The 20,319-nt window shown below is 70.2% G+C and carries 24 protein-coding genes; 9 read left to right on the top strand and 15 right to left on the bottom strand.

The features are described 5' to 3' along the window. The first annotated feature begins 56 nt into the window (after window positions 1-56). Window positions 57-599: an SRPBCC family protein gene (locus AC3WRT_RS09295; protein ID WP_492721192.1), complete on the top strand. Its 543-nt coding sequence runs from the start codon at window positions 57-59 to the stop codon at window positions 597-599. Continuing rightward, window positions 596-1,771, top strand: a complete 1,176-nt coding sequence (locus AC3WRT_RS09290) for a zinc-dependent alcohol dehydrogenase (protein WP_492721191.1) — start codon at window positions 596-598, stop codon at window positions 1,769-1,771. The genes AC3WRT_RS09295 and AC3WRT_RS09290 overlap by 4 nt, the downstream gene beginning before the upstream one ends. 191 nt (window positions 1,772-1,962) lie before the next feature. On the opposite strand, the gene AC3WRT_RS09285 is transcribed toward AC3WRT_RS09290, so the two are convergent. After that, window positions 1,963-2,826 carry an MBL fold metallo-hydrolase gene (locus AC3WRT_RS09285; protein WP_492721190.1) on the bottom strand — a complete coding sequence of 288 codons (864 nt, stop codon included), beginning with the start codon at window positions 2,824-2,826 and terminating at the stop codon, window positions 1,963-1,965. A 259-nt stretch (window positions 2,827-3,085) separates the two neighbouring features. Between AC3WRT_RS09285 and AC3WRT_RS09280 the strand changes: the two genes are divergently transcribed. Further along, on the top strand, window positions 3,086-3,301 hold the full coding sequence (locus AC3WRT_RS09280; RefSeq protein ID WP_492721189.1) for a hypothetical protein: 216 nt from the start codon (window positions 3,086-3,088) through the stop codon (window positions 3,299-3,301). Between the two features lie 162 nt (window positions 3,302-3,463). On the opposite strand, the gene AC3WRT_RS09275 is transcribed toward AC3WRT_RS09280, so the two are convergent. From AC3WRT_RS09275 to AC3WRT_RS09260, 4 genes are all read right to left on the bottom strand, one after another. Beyond that, window positions 3,464-4,153, bottom strand: coding sequence for a GAF and ANTAR domain-containing protein (locus AC3WRT_RS09275; protein WP_492721188.1), 690 nt, complete (start codon window positions 4,151-4,153; stop codon window positions 3,464-3,466). Next, window positions 4,150-4,932, bottom strand: a complete 783-nt coding sequence (locus AC3WRT_RS09270) for an ANTAR domain-containing protein (protein WP_492721187.1) — start codon at window positions 4,930-4,932, stop codon at window positions 4,150-4,152. The genes AC3WRT_RS09275 and AC3WRT_RS09270 overlap by 4 nt, the downstream gene beginning before the upstream one ends. Window positions 4,933-5,014: 82 nt before the next feature. Next, window positions 5,015-5,908, bottom strand: a complete 894-nt coding sequence (locus tag AC3WRT_RS09265; protein WP_492721186.1) for an ANTAR domain-containing protein — start codon at window positions 5,906-5,908, stop codon at window positions 5,015-5,017. A 134-nt stretch (window positions 5,909-6,042) separates the two neighbouring features. Next, the gene (locus tag AC3WRT_RS09260) at window positions 6,043-6,744 is read right to left on the bottom strand and encodes a GAF and ANTAR domain-containing protein (RefSeq protein WP_492721185.1); all 702 of its coding nucleotides are present in this window, start codon (window positions 6,742-6,744) and stop codon (window positions 6,043-6,045) included. Between the two features lie 307 nt (window positions 6,745-7,051). On the opposite strand from AC3WRT_RS09260, the gene AC3WRT_RS09255 reads away from it, so the two are divergent. Then, window positions 7,052-7,795 carry an ANTAR domain-containing protein gene (locus AC3WRT_RS09255; RefSeq protein WP_492721184.1) on the top strand — a complete coding sequence of 248 codons (744 nt, stop codon included), beginning with the start codon at window positions 7,052-7,054 and terminating at the stop codon, window positions 7,793-7,795. 72 nt (window positions 7,796-7,867) lie between these two features. Beyond that, window positions 7,868-8,761, top strand: a complete 894-nt coding sequence (locus tag AC3WRT_RS09250; RefSeq protein ID WP_492721183.1) for an SDR family oxidoreductase — start codon at window positions 7,868-7,870, stop codon at window positions 8,759-8,761. Between the two features lie 71 nt (window positions 8,762-8,832). Here AC3WRT_RS09250 and AC3WRT_RS09245 read toward each other — a convergent pair whose 3' ends face one another. The 3 genes from AC3WRT_RS09245 to AC3WRT_RS09235 form a co-directional block, all read right to left on the bottom strand. After that, window positions 8,833-9,021: a hypothetical protein gene (locus AC3WRT_RS09245; protein ID WP_492721182.1), complete on the bottom strand. Its 189-nt coding sequence runs from the start codon at window positions 9,019-9,021 to the stop codon at window positions 8,833-8,835. 182 nt (window positions 9,022-9,203) lie between these two features. Continuing rightward, complete coding sequence (locus AC3WRT_RS09240; protein WP_492721181.1) at window positions 9,204-10,037, bottom strand: DUF2382 domain-containing protein; 834 nt, start codon at window positions 10,035-10,037, stop codon at window positions 9,204-9,206. Window positions 10,038-10,217: 180 nt separating this feature from the next. Beyond that, a complete protein-coding gene (locus AC3WRT_RS09235) occupies window positions 10,218-11,042 on the bottom strand; it encodes a mechanosensitive ion channel family protein (protein WP_492721180.1) in 825 nt (274 codons plus the stop codon). Between the two features lie 219 nt (window positions 11,043-11,261). Here AC3WRT_RS09235 and AC3WRT_RS09230 point away from each other — a divergent pair, with 219 nt between their 5' ends. After that, complete coding sequence (locus tag AC3WRT_RS09230; RefSeq protein ID WP_492721179.1) at window positions 11,262-12,002, top strand: TetR/AcrR family transcriptional regulator; 741 nt, start codon at window positions 11,262-11,264, stop codon at window positions 12,000-12,002. A 147-nt stretch (window positions 12,003-12,149) separates the two neighbouring features. On the opposite strand, the gene AC3WRT_RS09225 is transcribed toward AC3WRT_RS09230, so the two are convergent. Continuing rightward, on the bottom strand, window positions 12,150-12,917 hold the full coding sequence (locus AC3WRT_RS09225) for a hypothetical protein (RefSeq protein ID WP_492721178.1): 768 nt from the start codon (window positions 12,915-12,917) through the stop codon (window positions 12,150-12,152). On the opposite strand from AC3WRT_RS09225, the gene AC3WRT_RS09220 reads away from it, so the two are divergent. Next, on the top strand, window positions 12,901-13,158 hold the full coding sequence (locus tag AC3WRT_RS09220) for a hypothetical protein (protein WP_492721177.1): 258 nt from the start codon (window positions 12,901-12,903) through the stop codon (window positions 13,156-13,158). The genes AC3WRT_RS09225 and AC3WRT_RS09220 overlap by 17 nt on opposite strands. Window positions 13,159-13,259: 101 nt before the next feature. On the opposite strand, the gene AC3WRT_RS09215 is transcribed toward AC3WRT_RS09220, so the two are convergent. Together AC3WRT_RS09215 and AC3WRT_RS09210 are read right to left on the bottom strand one after the other, a co-directional pair. Then, window positions 13,260-13,682, bottom strand: coding sequence for a CPBP family glutamic-type intramembrane protease (locus AC3WRT_RS09215; RefSeq protein ID WP_492721176.1), 423 nt, complete (start codon window positions 13,680-13,682; stop codon window positions 13,260-13,262). Between the two features lie 130 nt (window positions 13,683-13,812). Then, complete coding sequence (locus AC3WRT_RS09210; RefSeq protein WP_492721175.1) at window positions 13,813-14,271, bottom strand: MarR family transcriptional regulator; 459 nt, start codon at window positions 14,269-14,271, stop codon at window positions 13,813-13,815. Window positions 14,272-14,360: 89 nt separating this feature from the next. On the opposite strand from AC3WRT_RS09210, the gene AC3WRT_RS09205 reads away from it, so the two are divergent. Together AC3WRT_RS09205 and AC3WRT_RS09200 are read left to right on the top strand one after the other, a co-directional pair. Continuing rightward, on the top strand, window positions 14,361-16,877 hold the full coding sequence (locus AC3WRT_RS09205; protein ID WP_492721174.1) for a molybdopterin oxidoreductase family protein: 2,517 nt from the start codon (window positions 14,361-14,363) through the stop codon (window positions 16,875-16,877). After that, a complete protein-coding gene (locus AC3WRT_RS09200) occupies window positions 16,877-17,341 on the top strand; it encodes a hypothetical protein (protein ID WP_492721173.1) in 465 nt (154 codons plus the stop codon). The genes AC3WRT_RS09205 and AC3WRT_RS09200 overlap by 1 nt, the downstream gene beginning before the upstream one ends. 39 nt (window positions 17,342-17,380) lie before the next feature. Here AC3WRT_RS09200 and asd read toward each other — a convergent pair whose 3' ends face one another. The 4 genes from asd to AC3WRT_RS09180 form a co-directional block, all read right to left on the bottom strand. Beyond that, a complete protein-coding gene (gene asd / locus AC3WRT_RS09195) occupies window positions 17,381-18,250 on the bottom strand; it encodes an archaetidylserine decarboxylase (protein ID WP_492721172.1) in 870 nt (289 codons plus the stop codon). A gap of 86 nt (window positions 18,251-18,336) precedes the next feature. Beyond that, window positions 18,337-19,044 (bottom strand): MgtC/SapB family protein, encoded by a 708-nt coding sequence (locus AC3WRT_RS09190; RefSeq protein ID WP_492721171.1) that lies wholly within the window; start codon window positions 19,042-19,044, stop codon window positions 18,337-18,339. A 384-nt stretch (window positions 19,045-19,428) separates the two neighbouring features. Continuing rightward, window positions 19,429-19,755 carry a hypothetical protein gene (locus tag AC3WRT_RS09185; protein ID WP_492721170.1) on the bottom strand — a complete coding sequence of 109 codons (327 nt, stop codon included), beginning with the start codon at window positions 19,753-19,755 and terminating at the stop codon, window positions 19,429-19,431. Beyond that, window positions 19,755-19,979, bottom strand: a complete 225-nt coding sequence (locus AC3WRT_RS09180) for a hypothetical protein (protein WP_492721169.1) — start codon at window positions 19,977-19,979, stop codon at window positions 19,755-19,757. Before AC3WRT_RS09180 ends, AC3WRT_RS09185 begins: the two co-directional genes overlap by 1 nt. Window positions 19,980-20,319: the final 340 nt, after the last annotated feature.

Below are 20,319 nucleotides of genomic sequence, written 5' to 3'. Positions count from 1 at the left end.
AGAGGAAGCAGCGATGGCGGTCGAGGCCTCGCCAGCCACCCCCGAAGGAGGACCACATGGAGCTGCTCGCAAGCACGACCATCCGCGCGGACGCCGGGCGCATCTACGACTTCTGGCATGACTTCAGCAACCTGCCCACGGTCATGGCCCACCTCGAGCAGGTCGTCGTCACGGGCGAGCGGAGCTCGCGCTGGACGGCGACCGCACCCTTCGGGCGGACCGTCGAGTGGGATGCCGAGACGACGGAGGACGTGCCCGGCGAGAGGATCGGCTGGAGCTCCGTCGGCTCGACCCAGGTGCCCAACGCGGGCAAGGTCTGGTTCGGCGTCGCCCCCGACGGCGAGAGCACCGAGGTGCACGTGCTGATCACCTACGACCTGCCCGGCGGCGCCGTGGGCAAGGCCGCCGCAACGTACTTCGGCGAGGAGCCGAACCAGCAGCTGAACGACGACCTCCGCCGCTTCAAGCAGGTGGTCGAGACCGGCGACATCGTCCGCTCGGACGGCGCCCCCTACGGCAAACGGGCACGCAAGGAGTTCCCGCAGCGGCCGGCACAGCCCCTGACCGCCGAGGAGCGGGACGAGGTGCTCGCATCATGAGGGCCGTGTGCTGGGCAGGACGCAACACCGTCGAGGTGCGCGACGTCCCTGACCCGTCGATCCTGAGCCCGCGGGACGCGATCGTGCGCGTCACCTCGACCGCCATCTGCGGGTCGGACCTTCACCTGGTCGACGGCTACGTCCCGTCGATGGAGAACGGTGACGTGCTGGGCCACGAGTTCATGGGTGAGGTCGTGGAGGTCGGCCCGGGCATCCCCCCGGGGTCGCTGGCGGTCGGCGACCGGGTCGTCGTGCCCTTCCCCATCGCCTGCGGCAACTGCGCGGCGTGCGCCCGCGAGCTCTACTCCTGCTGCGAGAACAGCAACCCCAACGCCGAGATCGCGGAGAAGATGTTCGGCCATCCCGTGGCCGGCATCTTCGGCTATTCGCACCTGACCGGAGGGTATGCCGGTGGGCAGGCGGAGTACGTGCGAGTGCCCTTCGCGGACGTGGGCCCGATCAAGATCACCTCGGACCTGACGGACGAGCAGGTGCTCTTCCTCTCCGACATCCTGCCGACCGGCTACATGGGCGCGGAGATGTGCGACATCCGGCCCAGCGACGTCGTCGCCGTGTGGGGCGCCGGACCGGTCGGGCAGCTGGCGATGGACAGCGCGCGCCTGCTGGGGGCGGCCGAGGTCGTCGCCATCGACAGGGAGCCCTACCGCCTCGAGATGGCGGCCGCCGCCGGGCACACGACGATCAACTTCGACGAGGTAGACGTGCGCCCCCGCCTGCAGGAGCTGACCGCCGGGCGCGGACCCGACAAGTGCATCGACGCCGTCGGCCTGGAGGCCACCCACGGCAGTGCGCACCTGCACGCGTACGACCGCGCCAAGCAGGCGGTGCGTCTCGAGAGCGACCGTCCGCACGCCCTTCGCCAGGCCATCCTCGCGTGTCGCAGCGGCGGCATCGTCTCCGTCATCGGTGTCTACGGCGGCTTTGTCGACAAGTTCCCTGCCGGCGCCTGGATGAACCGGTCACTCACCCTGCGCACCGGCCAGGCCCACGTCCACCGCTACCTCCAACCGCTGCTGCAGCGCATCGAGGCAGGTGAGGTCGACCCCACCCGGATCATCACCCACCGGATGACGCTCGAGGAGGCGCCTCGCGCGTACGAGCTCTTCAAGGACAAGCAGGACCGGTGCGAGAAGGTCGTCCTCACGCCCTGAGGTCGGCCCCACGGACGGAGCCCCCGGCCCAGTTCGGACCGGGAGCTCCGTGCTGTCGTCCCAGGCGCTCAGTCGGCCCCAGCGCACACGCCGGCGTGTGGTGGTAGGTGCTGTCGACGAGAGCTCCGTCAACGTCGAGGACGACGGTATCGATCGTGGGGACGTCCCACCGAGCAGGGACGGGCGCAGCCCTACGGCACCGGCCTTGCCCTCAGCTCGGCCCGGTCGCCGGGCTTGACGACGCGGATGTTGGCGTGACCGGCCCGGCGAGCCTTGACGACGAAATCGGCCAGCGGAGAACGGAACACGCCGTAGTCCGAGAAGTGCACCGGCACCACCTGGGCCGGCTGGACGCGGTCGAGGAAGTCGACGCCCTGCTCGGCGTCCATCGTCACGGTGTGAAGCAGGATCCGGGTGCCACCCAGGTGGACCACCGCCGTGTCGATCTCGGGGAAGCGAAGCCTCACCTCGTTGAGGTGGTCGCCCGTGAGGGTGTCACCGCTGATGTAGAGGCGGTGCTTCACCTCCGTGCCGACCCGGTGCTCGACGACGGAGCCCATGACCGGCGGCAGGAGGGCTCGCATCGCGCCGCGTGCGTGAATGCCCGGGACTGCCGTGACCACCAGCGACTCGTCCTCGTTGCCGAGGACGATCTGCTGCCAGTCGGTCAGCGGCGCGGTCTCGAAGCCCCACGAGTCGAGGCGGCGCGCCGCCGCCGGGGTCGTGAGCACGGGGGCGCGCCGGTCCAGCTCCCGCTTGGCGACACGGTCGAAGTGGTCGCCGTGCAGGTGCGAGAGCAAGACCGCGTCCAAGGGTGGGAGATCTGCGATGTCGAAGGCGGGCTCCGTCAGGCGCGGGGACCACAGTCCCTTCCCGAGATAGGCGCGCTGCCCCCTGTGCAGGAAGTTCGGATCGGTCAGGAGCGTGAACGAGCCGAGCTCGAGCAGGGTGGTCGCGGTCCCGATGAAGGTCAGTGCTGCCGTGGGCGTGGCGGGATCGTCGTTCGCGGCGCCGAGGGCCGCACCCACCGCTGTGTGTTGTCGTTCCACCGTCATGTCGGGCCCTTCCCCGGTTGCGCACCGTCCGTGCGGCGGGGCCACGAGAACTCGGGCCGTGCACCGCGGACCACCCTTCACGTTCCCTGCCCGGCGACGGTCAAACGGTTCCGGTGGTTCGGCCCCGGGTCGCTGTTGACAAGGTCGCCCGACATCGCTCATGGTGGTCAGTGCCTCCAGCAGCGCGGGCCCCAGACCCTCCGGCATTTGCGCCAGTTGTTTGGCCGCCGGCCCGGGCCGTTCCACCTGGAGACCCCTCATGAAGTCCACCGAGCAGACGTCCGCCGACCAGAAGTCGAGTGTCCGAGATCTCATCGCCGAGCTTGCCCGGCTCGAGGAGCGCATCGCTGCCGTGCGCACCTTCGCGCACCCGGAGTCTCCGGGCGCCAGCGAGCTCAACCCGGAGCTGATCGAGCTGCTGCGGCGCGAGAGCGACGTGGTCGCAGCGCTGCGCAGCCGCCGCCCGCACGGCTGAGGCCGCAGCCCACGGGCGGGACAGGTGCGCGCCGCACGGTCCTGCTGGTTGAAGACCGTCGGCGGGCTCCTCCATGGTCCCACCGTGGGGTCGTTCGAGGACCAGATTGTCGAAGGTCGGACCGCCCGGCCACACATCGCGCGGTCCCGACCACCCGGGGACTCAGCCGCCGTAGGCGCTCCGGATCACATGATCGGCTGTCTCGGTGACGGTCGACTCGCCCTCGCGGGCTCGCCTCAGCAGCTCGTCGTAGGCCTGCTCCATGGTGAGCCCCTGCTGGTGCGCCAGCACGCCCTTGGCCTGCTCGACGACGGTCCGCCCCGACAGGGCGGACTCGATGATCCCCGTGAGCTCGGGGGTGCTTACACGGGTCGGCGTGAGCATCACGAGCGTGGCGACGTCGGCGAAGGTCTGACCGACTGCGACGCTGTCGCCGCTGACGTCGTCGCCGTGGAAGATGTTGATGGCTCCGAGCACCTGGCCGTGCCAGTGCAGCGGATGCGCGTGGACGGAGCGATACCCGGCGTCCGCCATCAACGGCGCGAGCTGGGGCCACCGCGCACGCACCGACTCGGGGCGGTCAGCGACCACGGTGGAGTCGGTGGTCGCGGCCTCGGCGCAAGGCCCCCGACGCTCCTGTGACTCGTAGATCTCCAGGTCCAGGGCCCGGTGGGAGGTGGCGGCGAAAACCTCGAGGGCGCCGTCGGAGTTGAGCAGGAGCATGCCGGCTGCCGCGGCGCCCATGGCGTCGCTGGCGTCCTCGAGCAGCTGGGTCAGGACGTCGGTGACGTCGTGCTCGGCCACCAGCGTGGAGGTGGCGCGGGCCATCGCCTGCAGGGGGGTGACTTTCATGGCTGGCTCCTCCCATCGTCGTGGGTCTCAGGGTCTCCGGGGTGGGGCGGACTCGTGGTCACATCGCCCAGGCCCCCGGTGAAGTCCAGCTGCCGGCCGACCACTGCTCCGGCAACCTGGTCGAGCGACCAGCTGTGGGCGAAGGCGTGCGCCCGCAGGAGCGCCAGGGCGTCCTCGGGGTGGATACCCAGCTGGGCGGTGACCATGCCGGTGGCCTGGTGGACCTGCGCGCGGTTGGTCCACGGTCCGGTCAGGTCGGTGGCCAGCTCGTCGTGGTCCTTGAGCAGGGCGACGCCCACGGCGTCGGCAAGGAACTGTGCGACCGGCTCGTCCAGGCGTGGGCGCGTCTCGACGGGTTGGTGACAGGTCAGCACTCCCATCACCTCGCCGTCGGGATGGATCGCGATCGCCGTCATGCGCACGCTCGTGAAGGCCTCGCGCACAGCGAGGTCGAACTGCGGCCACCGTGCGTCGACGGGGCGCGCGTCCGGGCCGTTCGGAGGTCCGATCTGCGAGCGGACCTGAAGACCGGAGAGGTATGCCGTGGGCCCAGGTCCCTGCCCCAGGACGTCCTGGAGGTCCTCGAGACGGCTCGCGCGGTCGTCCGTCGCGCACAGGGTGACCCGGTGCGGGGTGGTGTAGGCGATCGTCAAGGACGCCCCTGCGGCTCCCATGATGTGCACCGCAGCTCGGCAGAGACGTTCGGGCAGTGAGATGTGCAGGTCCTGGGCGGCGACGGTGCGGGCCAGCTGGGCGAGGACCGTGACCTTGTCCGTCACCGTGGTGGACCGGACGAGCCTGTTGACCCGGGGATCTCGCCCACGCCGGACGCTCGGCCTCCACGTGCCCGGGGCCGCCGGCTCATGGCCCCACTCCCTGGCGCTTCGGCCCGGGAACGGGGCGGGGGCGAGTCGGGCCCCCTCTGCTGTACGAGGTCGACTCCGGACGGGCGGGCAAAGCCTGCGGCGCTGCCTCGGCCGAGCTCTTGGTCACCGATGCCAGCAGGTCCGGGCCCAGCTCGAGCGTGCCGGTGTCGATGACGTCGGAGGCGATGTCCGCGAGCTTGCGGTTGGAGTGCTGGCTCGCGATGCGAAGCAGGTCGAAGGCCTGGTCGTCGGTGACCTTGTAGGTCGCCATGAGCACGCCCATGGCCACGCCGATGCGCCGGTTGGTGTGCAGCGCCTTCTTCAGGTGCCGGACGTGCCGCCCGTAGAGCACCACCGCGGCCGCTTGTGCACCGTGGGTGGAGAGAAGCAGTCCCATGAGGGCGTCGCGGTCGCTGAACGCGTCGGGATGGTCGGCGTAGACATTGAGTCCGGCCACAGCGTCGTCGGCCGGCAGCAGCATCCGGTAGGACAGCATGCTGTCGAAGCCCAGCTCGTCCGCGACCCGCTGGCCGTAGGTGGGCCACCGGTCGTCGGAGCGCAGGTCGCGAGGGCGATACATGGTGGCGCCCACGATCGCGTCGAGGCAGGGTCCTGACCCGAGCTCGTACTGCAGGGCGTCGGCCATCCGGGTTCGGTCGTCGGTGGCGGCCACCGTCACGAAGTGGTCGTGACGCCGGGTGGTGATGCTGGCTCCGGCCGCGCCCTGCATCTGGTCGCGCGCGACGGCGGTGATCGCCTTGAAGGGGTCCCCTGCGTCAGCGTCGGCCAGTCTGGCGCCGAGCTCGGCAAACGCCTCGGCCACTGAGCGGAGGTCCTTGAGGTCCCTCAGGGCTGCCGCCACCGAGCTCTCGACTCTCGTCCCGTTCACGGGCGTCTCCTTCGATCCTCGCTGTCAGCCCTCCGCTGCGCGGCCCTGTCCGATATCCAACCCTACGCCGGGGCCCACGGATGGGCTCCTCGCACCGCGCCCCAACTTGTTCTCCCCGGCAGGCTCACCCACCCTCACCCCGCGTCCGTGAAGGCCTCCACCAAGGCGCGCGCCAGGACGAACACCGCAACGCCGGCTCGTGCCGCTGCCGTCGTGAGCCGCTCCTCGGCCGTGTCGGGATCCACTCCTCGTGCGCTGACCAGCAGCCCGACGGCCTGGTCGACGTAGGCCTGCGACCTCAGCCGGCCCGGGCTCTTGACCGCCTCGAGGCGCGAGGCGAAGGACAGGTCCGCGTTGCTCACGGCTCCGGGAGCCCAGGCCCCGAAGAGCAGGGCGAGCTCCTCGGCCCGTCCGTCGAAGGTGTCCGGCTCGGAGCCGTAGAGGTTGACCCCGCCAGTGACCGCGCCGTCCCGCCGGAAGGGCATCGAGAGCGTGCTGCGGATGCCGGCCGCGGCGCTGGCCTGGGCGAAGAGGTGCCACTTGGCCTCGTCCATCAGCGACTCCGTCTGGGTGGTCAGGGGCCGCTCGAGGGCGATCGCGTCGACGCACGGGCCGCCGTCGGCGTACTGCACCCCGTCGAGGGCAGCGAGTCGGTAGTCGCTCGCGACGTAGGTCAGCACGAGGTCCTCGGTGACGAGGGCCAGGCTCACGCCCACCAGGCCGGGCACCGTCTTCTGGGCGTGCTCGGTCAGGCGCTGGAGGTCCTGGCGGATGTCCAGGTCCCCGTAGCGCTCGAGCTCGACCAGGGTCTCGTGCGTCTCCGGTATGGGCTCCATCCTGACTCCGTCCGCGCATCCGAACTTTCGACTCGGGCGTGCCGGAGTTCCGGGCAAGCCCTCGCATGTCTGACAGCTGCCCCGGACTGGACCGTCCCAAACATTCTGCGTCGTCAGCATTCATCCTGCACCCGCCTCGCCCAACCGCACCGCTGCGGGATGCAGGACTCGTCGCTGGGTAAGGACAGGGCGGGTCGGCCGCCGCCGACCTGAACCGATGCGACGGCGATTCGACCCGCAGTTGCCGCCCCTGACCCTTCTCCGGCCGTTCCCTCACGGGCCGCGAGACCGACGGGAGCCCCCCCAGATGACCGAGAACACGAAGCACGCGGACGTACCCGAGTACCTGCGCCAGGTGGCGGAGGACTATCAGCGGCTGGGCCAGCAGCTGATGCAGTCCCGTGAGGGCAACCCCTTCGAAGCCGTGACGCGCCTCGCCGTCGAGCGGGTCCCCGTGGCGCGTGCCGCGAGCATCACGACCGTGCGGCACAACGAGTTCGTGACGACCGCATCCACCGACGACGTGGCTCGACGAGCCGACCACATTCAGTACGAGCTCGGGTCCGGGCCGTGCATCGACTCGATCGTCGACCAGACCCTCTACCAGCCGAAGGACCTCGAGAACGACGACCGCTGGCCCGAGTACGGCCGTCGGGTGTCCTCGGAGGTGGGACTGCGCAGCATGCTGTCCTTCCGGATGAACCTCGATCTCGCCGGCGTCATCGCCGGCCTGAACCTCTACGCCGAGGAGCCAGACGCCTTCGACGAGGGCGACCTGGCCGAGGGCCTGCTGCTCACGACGCACGCCGCACAGGCCATTGCTGCCGCCCAGCTGCGCGACCGCACCGAGAACCTCGAGCGGGCGCTGGCCTCCAACCGCGACATCGGGACGGCGATCGGCGTGCTCATCGCCCAGCACAAGCTGACCCGCGACCAGGCCTTCGACCTGCTACGGATCGCGAGCCAGAACACCAACCGCAAGCTGCACGACGTGGCTCTGGACGTCATCGACACCGGAGCCCTGGACGTCACTCCTCACGGCCGCAGCTGAGCGGCCCCCGCGATTCACACCCGGGCCTCCGGGTAGGGGCCGGGCGCCGATCGCCCACAGCCAGGAGGCACCATGTCAGACCAGACCACGCCGCAGGACCCCACCGAGCAGTACGACCAGCCAGACACCGAGAACGAGACGATCGACCACCCCGGCCTGACCGAGGACATGGCCGACGAGCCGGACCACGGCGAGGAGTCCTACCACGGCTCGGGGCGCCTCACGGACCGCAGGGCCGTCATCACCGGCGGCGACTCCGGCATCGGCCGCGCCGTGGCCATCGCCTTCGCCCGGGAGGGCGCCGACGTGCTCATCGCCTGCCTCCCCGACGAGGAGGACGACGCCAAGGAGACCGCGCGCCTCGTCGAGGAGGCCGGTCGGCGCGCCGTCGTCTGCCTCACCGACCTGACCCAGGAGCAGGAGTGCAACCGCGTCATCGACGAGGCCGTCGAGCAGCTCGGGGGCATCGACATCCTCGTCAACAACGCGGCATACCAGATGGCCCAGCAGGGCGGGCTCGCAGACATCACCACGGAGCAGCTCGACCGGGTGCTCAAGACGAACCTGTATGCGATGTTCTGGCTCTGCCGTCGCGCGCTGCCGCACCTCGAGGCGGGCGCGAGCATCATCAACACCTCCTCGATCCAGTCCCGCCAGCCGTCCCCCCAGCTACTTGACTACGCCACCACCAAGGCCGGCATCGTGGCGTTCACCCAGGGGCTGGCGCAAGGCCTCGCCGAGCAGGGCGTCCGCGTGAACTCCGTCGCCCCGGGTCCCATCTGGACCCCGCTGATCCCGGCCACGATGCCGGAGGGCAAGGTGGGCTCGTTCGGGGAGCAGACGCCGATGGGGCGGGCCGGGCAGCCGGCAGAGCTCGCCCCCGCCTACGTGTTCCTCGCCTCCCAGGAGTCGAGCTACATCACGGGCGAGGTGATCGGCGTCACCGGGGGCAACCCGCTGACCTGACCGGAGCGCCGCCCGACTGCCGGGGGCGGCGGCCTACAGTGCCGCCGGCCCCGGCAGCGCAACCAAACGGCTCACGCCTGGCCGCCGTTGGCGACGTGCGCCGAATCGGCCACCGGCCGGTCGTGGTAGAAGTCGTCCGCAGCCTGGGCCTCGAGCTCGTCGCCCTCGGCCTGGGGCTCCTCACTGCCGGCCTGCGGCTCCTCGCGGATGGGCTCGGCCGCCGGGCGGCCCTGGTTGGAGGTGGCGGCGCTGTCTCCCATGATGGCTCCTCGTGCGTGCGGTGTCGGGATGGGACGGAGGTGGCTTACCCACCGACGGGCGTGAATCGGCACGAGCCGGCCGGTCCGGGCAGCCCACCCCCCGCGAGGAGCAACTCGAAAGCACCGTGACGTGACAGCGCCGCGGTCCGACGAGCTCGTCGAACCGCGGCGCCGTCGTCTGCTCAGCTGCGGTTGCCGCCGGACAGGCCGTCACCCTCCGCCTCGATCCGCTCCTGGCGAACCTCTTCGCTGACGGTCTCCTGCTCGGTGACCTGCTCGGTGCCGAGCCGGACTCGCTCGACCGGGACGGCCTGCTTGTCGACGACGGGCTGCTCCGCGTGAAGGACGACCTCGTGCTCCTCCTCCGAGATCGCCGGACCATCCATCGCCTCACCGAGGTTCGCGTCGGTGATCGGCTCGCGCTCGATCTTGACCTCCTCGTGCGTGACCGGAACCTGAACGTTCTGCTGCTCCGTGACGACGTACTTGCGCAGGCGCGCCCGGCCCGCCTCACGCGACTCGGTGCCCACGCTCAGCTGCTCCTCGGAGCGCGTCATCGCATTGTCCGTCGTGGGTCCGGAGGTGTCGTATCCCTCGCCGCCGACAGCGCCGGCGGACTGAGCACTCACGTCCCCGCCGTCACCTGCCCCTGGGAGCCCCTCGCGGGAATCGGTGTCGAGACCGGGCGCGTCGGAGCTGACGTCGCTGAGACTGTAGTGGGTGAAGAGGCGCTGCTCCTCGCCCTCGTCGATGTGCCCGTTCTCGGGGTCGACGTTGGGGGCGTCCTTGACCAGATCCTTCGGGTAGGCGACGGTCAGGCCGTCCCCGGTGAGCTGCGCCTCGCGCAGCGGCACGAAGGTTTCCTTGGTCCCGAAGAGACCAGTGTTGACGGTGACCCACTCGGGTTCGCCGCTGTGGTCGTCCACGTATGCCTGACCTGCCTGGCCGATCTTCTCGCCGTCCGAGCCGTACACGGTCGTGCCGGGGAGAGTGCTGAGCTGGTTGATGTCGATCATGTGCTTCTCCTTCACGGTGTCGGGTCCGTCCTCGGCCATGGCGGCCGGGCACGAGACCCCTGTCGTCGGGTCTGCAGTGGTGCTGGATCGTGCTGGGTCGTGCTGGGTCGTGCTCGGTCCTGCTGCGGGCGCTCGGCCAGCAGAGGTTGTGGGGGCCGCGACCTGGGTGGCCGCGGGGGTTCAGGCTCGCGGGCTGTCGCTGTGGTCGATGACCTGCGTCGACCCGGCCGCGGGGCGGTCGTGGTAGAAGTCGTCGGCGGCACGAGCCTCCAGGCCGTCCGTGCGCGCGTGTGCCGGTGCCGGGCCGCCGAGTGCCTGGGACTGCTGGACCTGGGTGCGGATGCGGTCCGTCTCCTGCGACATCTTCTCGAGGTAGGTCTCCCACCGCGACTGCATCGGGCGCACCAGGCCGCCACCAACGCCGACGATGAGGATGCCGGCAACGGTCGCCAGAACGGCGACGAGGACGGGCGTGGTGACGGTCGTCGCGATGCCGACCTGGTTGAGGGCGGCAATGATGCCGAGGCCAAGGATGAAGACGCTCGCGATGGTGGCGAGGGCCTTGCCGTACGAGAGTCCGCCGAGCGCGCTGCCGATCAGCTCCCGGACAGCGGCAGCGATGGCCGAGGCCACGACGATGATGATGATGGCCACGACGGCCTTGGGCAGGAACGCGATGACGCCCGAGATGAGGTCACTGATGGGGTTGGGACCGAAGACGCCGAAGGCGAGCTGCAGCACGAAGAGCAGCAAGGCGTAGTAGACGAGCTTGCCGACGATCCCGGAGGCGTCGTACTGGCTGCGCGCGAGGGCCTTCTTGACGCCGCCGCGCTCCACGGCGCGGTCGAAGCCGACCCGCTCGAGGATCTTGTCGACGGCCTTGCCGATCGCCTTCGCGACGAACCAGCCGATCAGAAGAATGAGGAGGAAAGCCACGAACTTCGGAACGAAGAGGGCGACCGATCTCCAGAGGTCGGTCATCGCCGTGGTCAGGCTATCTGTCATGGGGGCTCCCTTACATCGTAAGCAGGACGGGGATGCCGTACCCACCGGCCCAGCAGATGCATCACCCCCGCGTGTTCTCCCCAGACAGCCCTCCGGTTCGGAGTCACCGGCACGCACGGGACGAATGGGCCTTACCCCCGAGCTGCGGTTCCGGACCCCGTCGGTGCTCTTGCTGATCATCGGGTAGACAGGTGCCGACAGCGAAAGGAGAAGCGACCGATGACTTCGCCCATCCCGCCAGAGCAGTCGAACGCCACCGGCCCCGCCGCACGAGGTGGTGCGGGCCTCAGTCGGCAGCGCATCGTGGACGCGGCCATCGCCCTGATCGAGACCGAGGGCGTCACCGCACTGACGATGAGGCGACTCGGAGCCGTACTCGGGGTCGAGGCCATGTCGCTCTACCGCTACGTCAACGGGCGGGAGGACCTCCTGGAGGCCGTCGTCCAGACCCTCGTCGACACCATCGAGATCCCGTCCCGCGGGCGTCTGCAGCCGGTCGACGGCTGGCAGGCGTTCCTACAGTGGCTCGCCCACGACGTGCGGCGCCTTGCACTCGAACATCCGGCGGCCTTCCCACTCATCGCCACCCGACACCCGGCGGCCCCCTGGCTGCGACCGCCGCTCCGAAGCCTTCGCGTCGTGGAGGGGTTCCTGGAGGGGCTGCGAGCCCGCGGCTTCTCCGACGACCAGGCTGTCGCGGCATACCGCATCTTCACCAGCTTCCTGCTCGGTCACCTCCTGCTCGAGTCCGCGATGCACGGTGCAGAGCTCTCCCCCGCGGAGGAACCGCTCGACGAGGGAGGAGCCGACCTGCCCAACCGCGACGAGGAGGCGAGCGTCGAAGCGTTCCCCACCCTGGCCAGGCTTCGACCGCAGCTGACCGAGGACCACAGCGAGGCCGAGTTCGAGGTGGCCCTCGAGCATCTGCTCACACGACTGGACCTGGAGCTCGCCCAGTAGGGCACGACCTGCGTGCTCAACTCGGTCTACGGCTGACGCGCCCCACTGCACCTCCGGGGAGCGCTCTTCCCCGGCAGGGATGGCGCCGGTCCTAGGCGAATCGGCGCCGTTCGCCTGTCCGTCTGCCGACGAGCTCGCCTGAGTCGCTCAGGGTGCCATCGCTGCATACCCGCGGGCGTCGTGGATGACCAGGCCTGCATAGGTCGCGTAGGCGGAGGCGCCCTGGTTCACCTGGGCCAACTGCAGCTCCATGTCGGAGCGGGTCCAGCCGAAGAAGGTCTGCTTCTGGTCGACCGCGGTGTCGCCGAGGTAGTTGGTCTCCTGCCCGATGCGCACGGGCTTGCCCAGCGACGCGCCGTGGGCCAGCGCCGCAGTCGCGACATCGAGGGTCCCGTCCGGCCCGGCCGCCGTCGTGCGGTAGGCCATGACCGAGACGCCGGCGGTCCGCTTCATGATCTCGCGGTCCAGACTCGAGGCGGCGCCGGTGCTGGACTTCGCTGGGACGGTGTCGAACCAGAAGGGGATGTCCGCCTCGATGGGAGAGCTGCCGGCAGCCGCCTTGAGCTTGTCGAGCAGCGTCAGGTACTTGGCGACGACGGTGGGCTGGTCGGTGTTCCACGCGGGCGTCGAGTAGGGCTCGACATCGATGTGGATGCCGGTGAACAGGCCGGAGTTCTTCACCGGCTTGAGCCAGTAGGTGACGACCCACGACGGGTTGTCGACCCATCCCGGGTCACCGCCGAGCGCGTCGACGCGTATGCCGGCACCCCGGGCCCGCTCGCTCAGTGCCTTGATCTCGGGCAGCTGGGGCGAGGTCGTCAGGTTGGGCGGGACGGCGACGAAGAGCTGCCCGACGCCGCTGCTGACAGCCAGGTCGACGGTGGCGGTCGGGGTGCTCGTGTCCCAGACCCACATCGCTCGAGCGTTCGCGGCCACTGACGAGGTGGTCGTCGCGGTCTTCGTGCTCGTCGTCGGCGCTGCGGCCGCGCTCGGCGCGACGGCGACCACCGAGGCCGCGACTCCGAGGAGCGTCAGCGCCGTCGCTGCCCCATGGGGGCGTCGTGCGGGCTGCGCGGGTGAAGCGGCAGAAGGGCCGGACGAGGCGGTGGTGGACCGGGACGTGAGGAACATGCAGGAACTCCGAGAGGGTGCGTGATGGGCTGCCTCCCGAATTGTCCGGATTGGCGAAGGCTCCCGCAGCACTTTCGCAAGATTGCCGCAAGGAGGGCCCGACGTCGCCCGCATGCACGTCCCGCGCTAGTGCCGATCGGCGAGCCAGTTCGCTTGCGCCGGAGCCAGCCCGGTGGCGTCCAGCACCAGGTGTGCCGGCGACACGACAGCGAGTGACCGGGTGCGGTATGCGATCCACCCGTAGCTCACGCCGACGAAAGCTGCGGCGGCCAGCAGCCCGGCTCTACGGCGAGCAGTCGAGGCGTGAGCCGCCAGCGGCACCAGGTGCCACGCGGTGAACCCGAGGGCCGGCGACATCCAGCCACGCACCAGGTCGTCGTGCAGGAGCGAGACAGGTATGCCGCGCCAGAAGACCTCTTCGGCCAGGGCGTTCGCGGCGCCGACCCCTGCCGCCACCGCCACGGCACGAGGTCCACTCGACCGGACGTGCGGGAGCCACTGCGTCGCCAGCCCTCCCAACGGCGGGGCGAGCAGCGCCACGGAGCTCACGGCATACGGCCTAGGCAGCGCCGGCTCGGTCACCCGCCAGAGCTCGGGCAGCCGCCGAGGTCCCACGAGGAGCCCGGCCGTCAGCCAGCAACTGGCCCAGTAGACGGCGAATCCGGCCTGGGAGCCCTGTTCACGGCCAGTCGGTGTCGGCCGCCTCTCCCGCGGCAGCGCTGAACCGCCTCAGTGCGGCAAGCGCGTCCGCAGCCCGTTGCCCGTCCATCCGGTCGACGATGGCTTTGATCTCGGCCCTCCGCACCCGGGTCACGGCGTCCACGAGCGACCTGCCCGCCGAGGTCAAGAACACCACCACGGAGCGACCGTCCACGGGCGAACGTCGCCGGGAGACCAGGCCCTTGCGCTCCAGTCGGTCGCACTGCCGGGTCGCACTCGAGCTGTTGACGTTCAGCTCTGCGGCTAGGTCCCCGACCGTCTGTGGGCCGTGTCCCGCCAGCAGGACCATCAGACGATGCTGCGGCGCGGTGACCGGCGGCTCGGCAGCGTCGATCGATCGCACCGCCACGCCGACCAGAACCCGGCTGGCCGTCACGAATGCGTCGACCAGCTCGTCGAGGTCGTCACGGCCAGCCACTTGTCCCCCTCAGGCGCCGGATGGTTTCCTTGCGAAGGAGCATATGTGCACAGGGGCACAGAAGCGGTGACGTCGATGGAGGGCCTCGCATGACGGATCGGATCGCGGACATCTGGGGGAAGCGCACCCCACACTCCAAGGGCACGGTCTGGCCTGCCCGGGTCGACCTGCACCTCGACGAGGGGGTCGCCGAGGACGACGTCGACCGCTGGGTGCAGTCGGCGTGCGTGCTGTGCAGCAACGGGTGTGGGTGCGACATCGCCGTCAAGGACGGCCGCATGGTCGGGGTCCGGGGACGCGCCGGCGATGTCGTCAACCACGGGCGGCTGGGTCCCAAGGGGCTCTACGGCAGCACTGCCTGGGCCTCCTCGCCGGACCGGTTGACCACGCCCCTCATCCGCCGGGACGGGAAGCTGGTGGAGACCGACTGGGACAGCGCGATGCGCCGCATCGTCGAGGAGTCCAAGAGGCTGCTCGCCGAGAAGGGGCCGCTCACCCATGGCTTCTACACCTCCGGGCAGCTTTTCATCGAGGAGTACTACACCCTCGCGGTGATCGGCAAGGCCGCGCTGGGCACCCCGCACATGGACGGCAACACGAGGCTCTGCACCGCCACGGCTGCGGCGGCGTTCAAGGAGTCGTTCGGAGCCGACGGACAGCCAGGCTCGTACACCGACATCGAGCACACCGACGCGATCTTCCTCTTCGGGCACAACATGCCCGAGACGCAGACGGTGCTCTGGATGCGCATCCTCGACCGCACCCGCGGCGACGACCCGCCGAAGGTGGTGTGCGTCGACCCTCGCCGGACGCTGGTCGCCCAGGAGGCCGAACGCACCGGCGGCGTGCACCTGTCGCCCCGCGTCGGCACCAACATGGCGCTGATGAACGGCCTGACCCGCGAGCTCTTCGTCAACGACTGGGTGGACCACGACTGGGTGCAGGCGCACACGATCGGCGTCGACGACCTGCGCTCGACGGTCGAGCCCTACACCCCGGAGGAGGTCGAACGCGTATGCGGCGTCCCCGCCGACGACCTGCGGCGCGCCGCCCGCATCTTCGGGGAGAGCGAGAGCGTCCTGTCGACGGTGCTGCAGGGCTTCTACCAGTCGCACCAGGCCACGGCCGCCTCGGTGGCGGTGCACAACCTGCACCTGCTGCGCGGGCTCATCGGCCGCCCGGGTGCCGGCGTGCTGCAGATGAACGGCCAGCCCACCGCCCAGAACAACCGTGAGTGCGGCGCCGACGGGGACTTCCCCGGCTTCCGCAACTGGAGCAACACGGCCCACGTCGAGCAGCTCGCCAAGCTGTGGAACGTCGACCCGCTGACCATCCCGCACTGGGCGCCCCCGACGAACGCGATGCAGATCTTCGGGTACGCCGAGCACGGGTCCATCGGGCTGCTGTGGATCTCCGCCACGAACCCGGCGGTGTCGATGCCGGAGTCGGCTCGCATCCGCAAGATCCTGTCCGGCGACCAGTGCTTCGTCGTCGTCCAGGACCTGTTCCTCACCGAGACGGCCGAGCTGGCCGACGTCGTCCTGCCCGCGGCCGGCTGGGGCGAGAAGACCGGCACGTTCACGAACGTGAACCGCACCGTGCACCTGTCGGAGAAGGCGGTCGAGCCGCCGGGGCAGGCCAAGAGCGACCTGGACATCTTCCTGATGTACGCCGAGGCCATGGGCTTCACCGACCAGGACGGCGCTCCCCTACCTGCCTGGCGCACCCCCGAGGAGGCATTCGACGCCTGGCGCGAGGTGACGGCAGGCCGGCCCGTGGACTACACCGGGCTGTCCTACGACAAGCTCCGTGGACCGACCGGCATTCCGTGGCCGGTCAACGAGGACGCGCCCGACGGCACCGACCACCTCTACGCCGACGGCGTCTTCCCCACCGACACCGACTACTGCGAGACCTACGGCCACGACCTCCTGACCGGCGGCGCGGTCAGCGAGACGGAGCACCGGGCCATGGCACCCGCCGGGCGGGCGTTCCTCAAGGGCGCCGCCTACACCCCGGCCCACGAGCTGCCGTCCGAGGACTTCCCGCTGCTCTACACCACCGGGCGGACGGCATACCAGTTCCACACTCGCACCAAGACGGCTCGCTCGCGCTCGCTGCACCGAGCCGCGCCGGACGCCTGGGTGGAGCTGTCCTCCCAGGACGCGTCGTCGCTGGGCATCGTCGAGGGCGACGTGGTGCGGGTGGAGTCGCCGCGCGGCGCCATCGAGGTGAGGGCCCGCGTGGGCGAGGTGATGCCCGGAGCGGTCTTCGCGCCCTTCCACTACGGGTCCTGGGACCTCGACGACGTGGCACCGGACGGTCAGTCACGCCAAGCCAACGAGCTCACCATGACGGTGTGGGACCCCGTCTCGAAGCAGCCGTACTTCAAGACCGCTGCCTGCCGGGTCACCAAGGTCCGTGGCGGCGACGGGCCGTCGCCGGCGCCCACCACGACGGCGTCCGCGCCGGTCGGCGCGGGCGTGCCGCCGACCCGCGGAGGTGCGCCCACCGCCTCGCAGGTGCTCGAGGAGACCCCGACCTACCCGCTGGACCCCGCGCAGCATCCCTCCGTGTCGGGCCCGACGACCCAAGGTGGTGCCTGATGCCACACCTGGCCACCTACGTGGCGCTGGCCGACCACAGCGAGCAGATCCTCGCCGAGTCGCTCCGGACCCTCGCCGACGCACGCCCGGACGTCCACGACGTCTTCCACATGTGCCACACCCTGGCGAACATGAGCGACGCCCATCGGGAGAAGCTTCGGGCGGCCGTGGAACGCTACGGCGAGGACTCGGACGTGGACGAGCCGGAGCGGCTCCGCTCGAGCGGCCTGAGTGAGGTGCGGACCGGCGAGATCGGCCTGCTGCGAGACCTCCAGGACGTCCATCTGCTCGCCACCCTCGTGAAGTCCACCTGGACGGTGGTGGCCCAGGGCGCCCAAGGCCTCCGGGACCGCGAGCTGTTGTCGATCGCCCAGGAGTCGATGGCCGAGACCGCCCGGCAGCTGACGTGGCTCGAGACGCGCATGAAGTCGGCAGCCCCCCAGGCCCTCATCGTCGCCCCCTGAAGGTTTCGGGGACGGCGTGCCGCTGCCGGCACGGCCGGGTCAGAGGCCGGCTGTCGCCCCGCCCGGGGTCGTCGGCAAGGACCCGAGCCGCTCCCCCATGCGCACCGCCGCCCCGGACGTGAGCGGAGCGATGGTGCCTGCATCGCGTGAACACACGAGAACCACCGTGGAGCCGAACTCGAAGTGCCCGAGCGGACCTCCCGCCTCGACCCTGATGGCTGGGTCGTAGCAACGGCGCTGGATCTCGCGGCGCCGTGCGTTGGTGTGCAGGTCGTCGAACGCGAGGCGGGTCATACCCACCATCGTCGCGCCCACCGGGACGACCGCCATGCGTCCACCGAGCTCGCCCTCGAGGTCCACCACGATCCGCTCGTTCCGGGCGAAGAGGTCGGCCACGTTGGTCACGGCTGCGACGTTCACGGGCCAGAGGTCCCCGGGGATGTACGTGGCTGCGGTGATACGGCCGGCCAATGGCACGTGGATGCGGTGGTAGTCCCGGGGCGAGAGGTAGAGCGTGGTGTAGGTGCCGCCCTCGAACTCGTCGGCCAGCTCACGATTGCCGAGCAGGGCGGCGAGGGAGTAGTTGCGGCCCTTTGCCTGCACCAGCGTGTCGGACTCGACGGTGCCGTAGGCCCCCACGGTCGCGTCGACCGGCGAGACGATCGCGTCCGCGGCGAGGGGCCGGAGACCCGGCTTCAGCGTGCGCGTGAAGAAGGCGTTGAGGGTCGGGTACGACTCGAGCGGCAGGGCCGCTTCCGCCGGCTGTGCACCGAACGCCCGGCTGTAGCCGCGGTGCACCGTGCCGCGCCAGCGCCGTGGGATGGGGCGATTGGCGAGCCACCCCGCTCCGCGGCTGAGCGCGTGCCTGGGCAGGACCGAGAGCACGAGGATGAGGAGGCGTCCGAACACCCAAGGACCCTAACCAACCAGGCGGCTGGTGCGCGAAGCCGACAGTGGTTCGGCACCGGTCGTTGCACCTCCGCGTCGGGCCGCACCTAGTCGGATCGGCCCTCGTCGCTCAGGACGCGCAGGGACTGCACACTCGCAAGGTCCGTGATCTCCTCGACGAGGTCGTTGACGGCCTGCGGGCCGGCGTCGAGCTGGACGACCGCCCGCACCATCGTCTCGGCCCCGTCCTGCCGGAAGGTCTTCGCGTCGAGAAGCGTCGCCGGGACGCCGTGCTCGGCGGCCAGCCCCAGGGCGACGGGCAATGTCCCCCGCCCTGCCGTGTAGCGCATCATGAGCGTCGTGCTGGCCGGTTCCGCCTGCACGTGCCGGCCGACCTTCGCGAGAACCGTGACCGTGAGCAGGTGGAAGCCCGTGGCCAGGACTGCGAGCACGGGCATGCCTGCGCCGCAAGCCATCCCGACCGCAGCCGTCAGCCAGATGGACGCCGCGGTCGTCAGGCCGGAGACGCTTCCCCGGCGCACGAAGATGACCCCGGCTCCGAGGAAGCCGATGCCCGACACGATCTGCGCCGCGATGCGGGACGGGTCGACAGACCCGCCCCGGCCCGTGACTCCTGCGAACCCGTAGGCGGAGACCAGCGTGAACACCGCCGAACCGACACCGACGAGCGTATGCGTTCGCAGGCCTGCGCTCTTGAACCGCCACTGGCGCTCGAGACCGATGGTCGCCGAAAGCACGAAAGCCAGCACCAGCAGGACTGTCTCGGTCCAGGTCGTGGCGTTGACCCATGTCATGCACTCCCCCTACCCACGGGGACCAGAGATGTCAGGCGCGTCGTGAACTGGTGCTGTTTCGTTGTCAAGAGCCACTCAGCGGGGTGGCCGTGCACCGGGGTCGCGCCCCTCACCGAAGGCGGCGCGCACGAACGACACCGCCGCCCTTGGCGCCCAGGGGCGCGAGAAGGAGTCGTGGGCGGCGGCGCCGCACTGTCACAAGTACCCAGCCGGCTGAGGACGTCCCGCAGCTCGTTCGAACGGGCAGGGGACCTTGGCCTCTGGCGCCCACCTCCAGCCCGGGGCAAGGGTGGTGTCATCGCCCGAACGCCGAAGGGAGGAAAACGTCGTCGCGCCGCCCTCGGAGCCGGCGGACGGCCCGTGGAGGCCCACCTGATCAGGGTCTCACTGCCCTTCGGAGGACGCCTCAGCAGTGCCTCCACCCTCGGCGCGGTCCTGTGGAGCGGCTCTGAGCTGAGCGTTCAGCTGCTCTCGCCACTTGTAGAGCTCAGTCAGGGTCTCCTGTCGAACCTCTTCGGTCAGCGCGGATGCGGATTCCTTCAGCGTTGGCCCGTGGTTGTGCAGGTAGTCCTCGAGCTCTCGCTTGACGTCCGACGGGCTCCCCTCGGAGCGGCTCGCTGCCAGAAGAGACTCTCGCACCCGCCCCAGAGCCGCCTCCGCCGCCGCAAGGCTCTCTGGCGAAAGCCCCGACTCGCCTGGCTTGTCTTCCATCAGGACTGCTGCAGCGTCGGACGGGGTCCAGCAGCGCCGCCACCGCCGCCGATGCCCTCGAGCAGCCGAATCAGCGCATCGATCAGCGACTGCAAGAGGTTGCCCAGGACTGAACCGAGATCGACTCCGTCGAGGAGACCTGCCACCGCGCAGAGCAGGTTGCCCAACAGGTTGCCGGGCCCGGGTACTGCCGTGACGTCCAGCACGACCTGGTTGAGCTGCACCCGCAGTCCCAAGAGGTTGAGATCAAGCGGACCAAGATCCAAGTGGAGGATGGGGCACACATTTGGTTGGGGAGGCGGTGTAGTCATGTGATCGCACCTCGCTGTGCGTCGCAGGGCAGTGCCCGTGACCGGGCCACTCCATCGAGTGTGACTCCGCGGATAGTGCGTGGCAAGAGGTGCGACGCGCGAATCGCATTGCCGCGCAATGGATTTGGCCGCAATGAGAGGTTTGGTGGGGCAGGCGGCGTAGGCCCACGGCGCCTGCCCGGAACGCGCATCGACCCGCTCAGCCGGCCACGTGGAGCGGTGGTTCGGCGGGCTGGACCGGCGGCGGGGGCGG

This window comes from Terrabacter sp. FW104-15G4B, from assembly GCF_058790095.1.
This window is presented reverse-complemented; position numbering and strand designations above follow the sequence as displayed.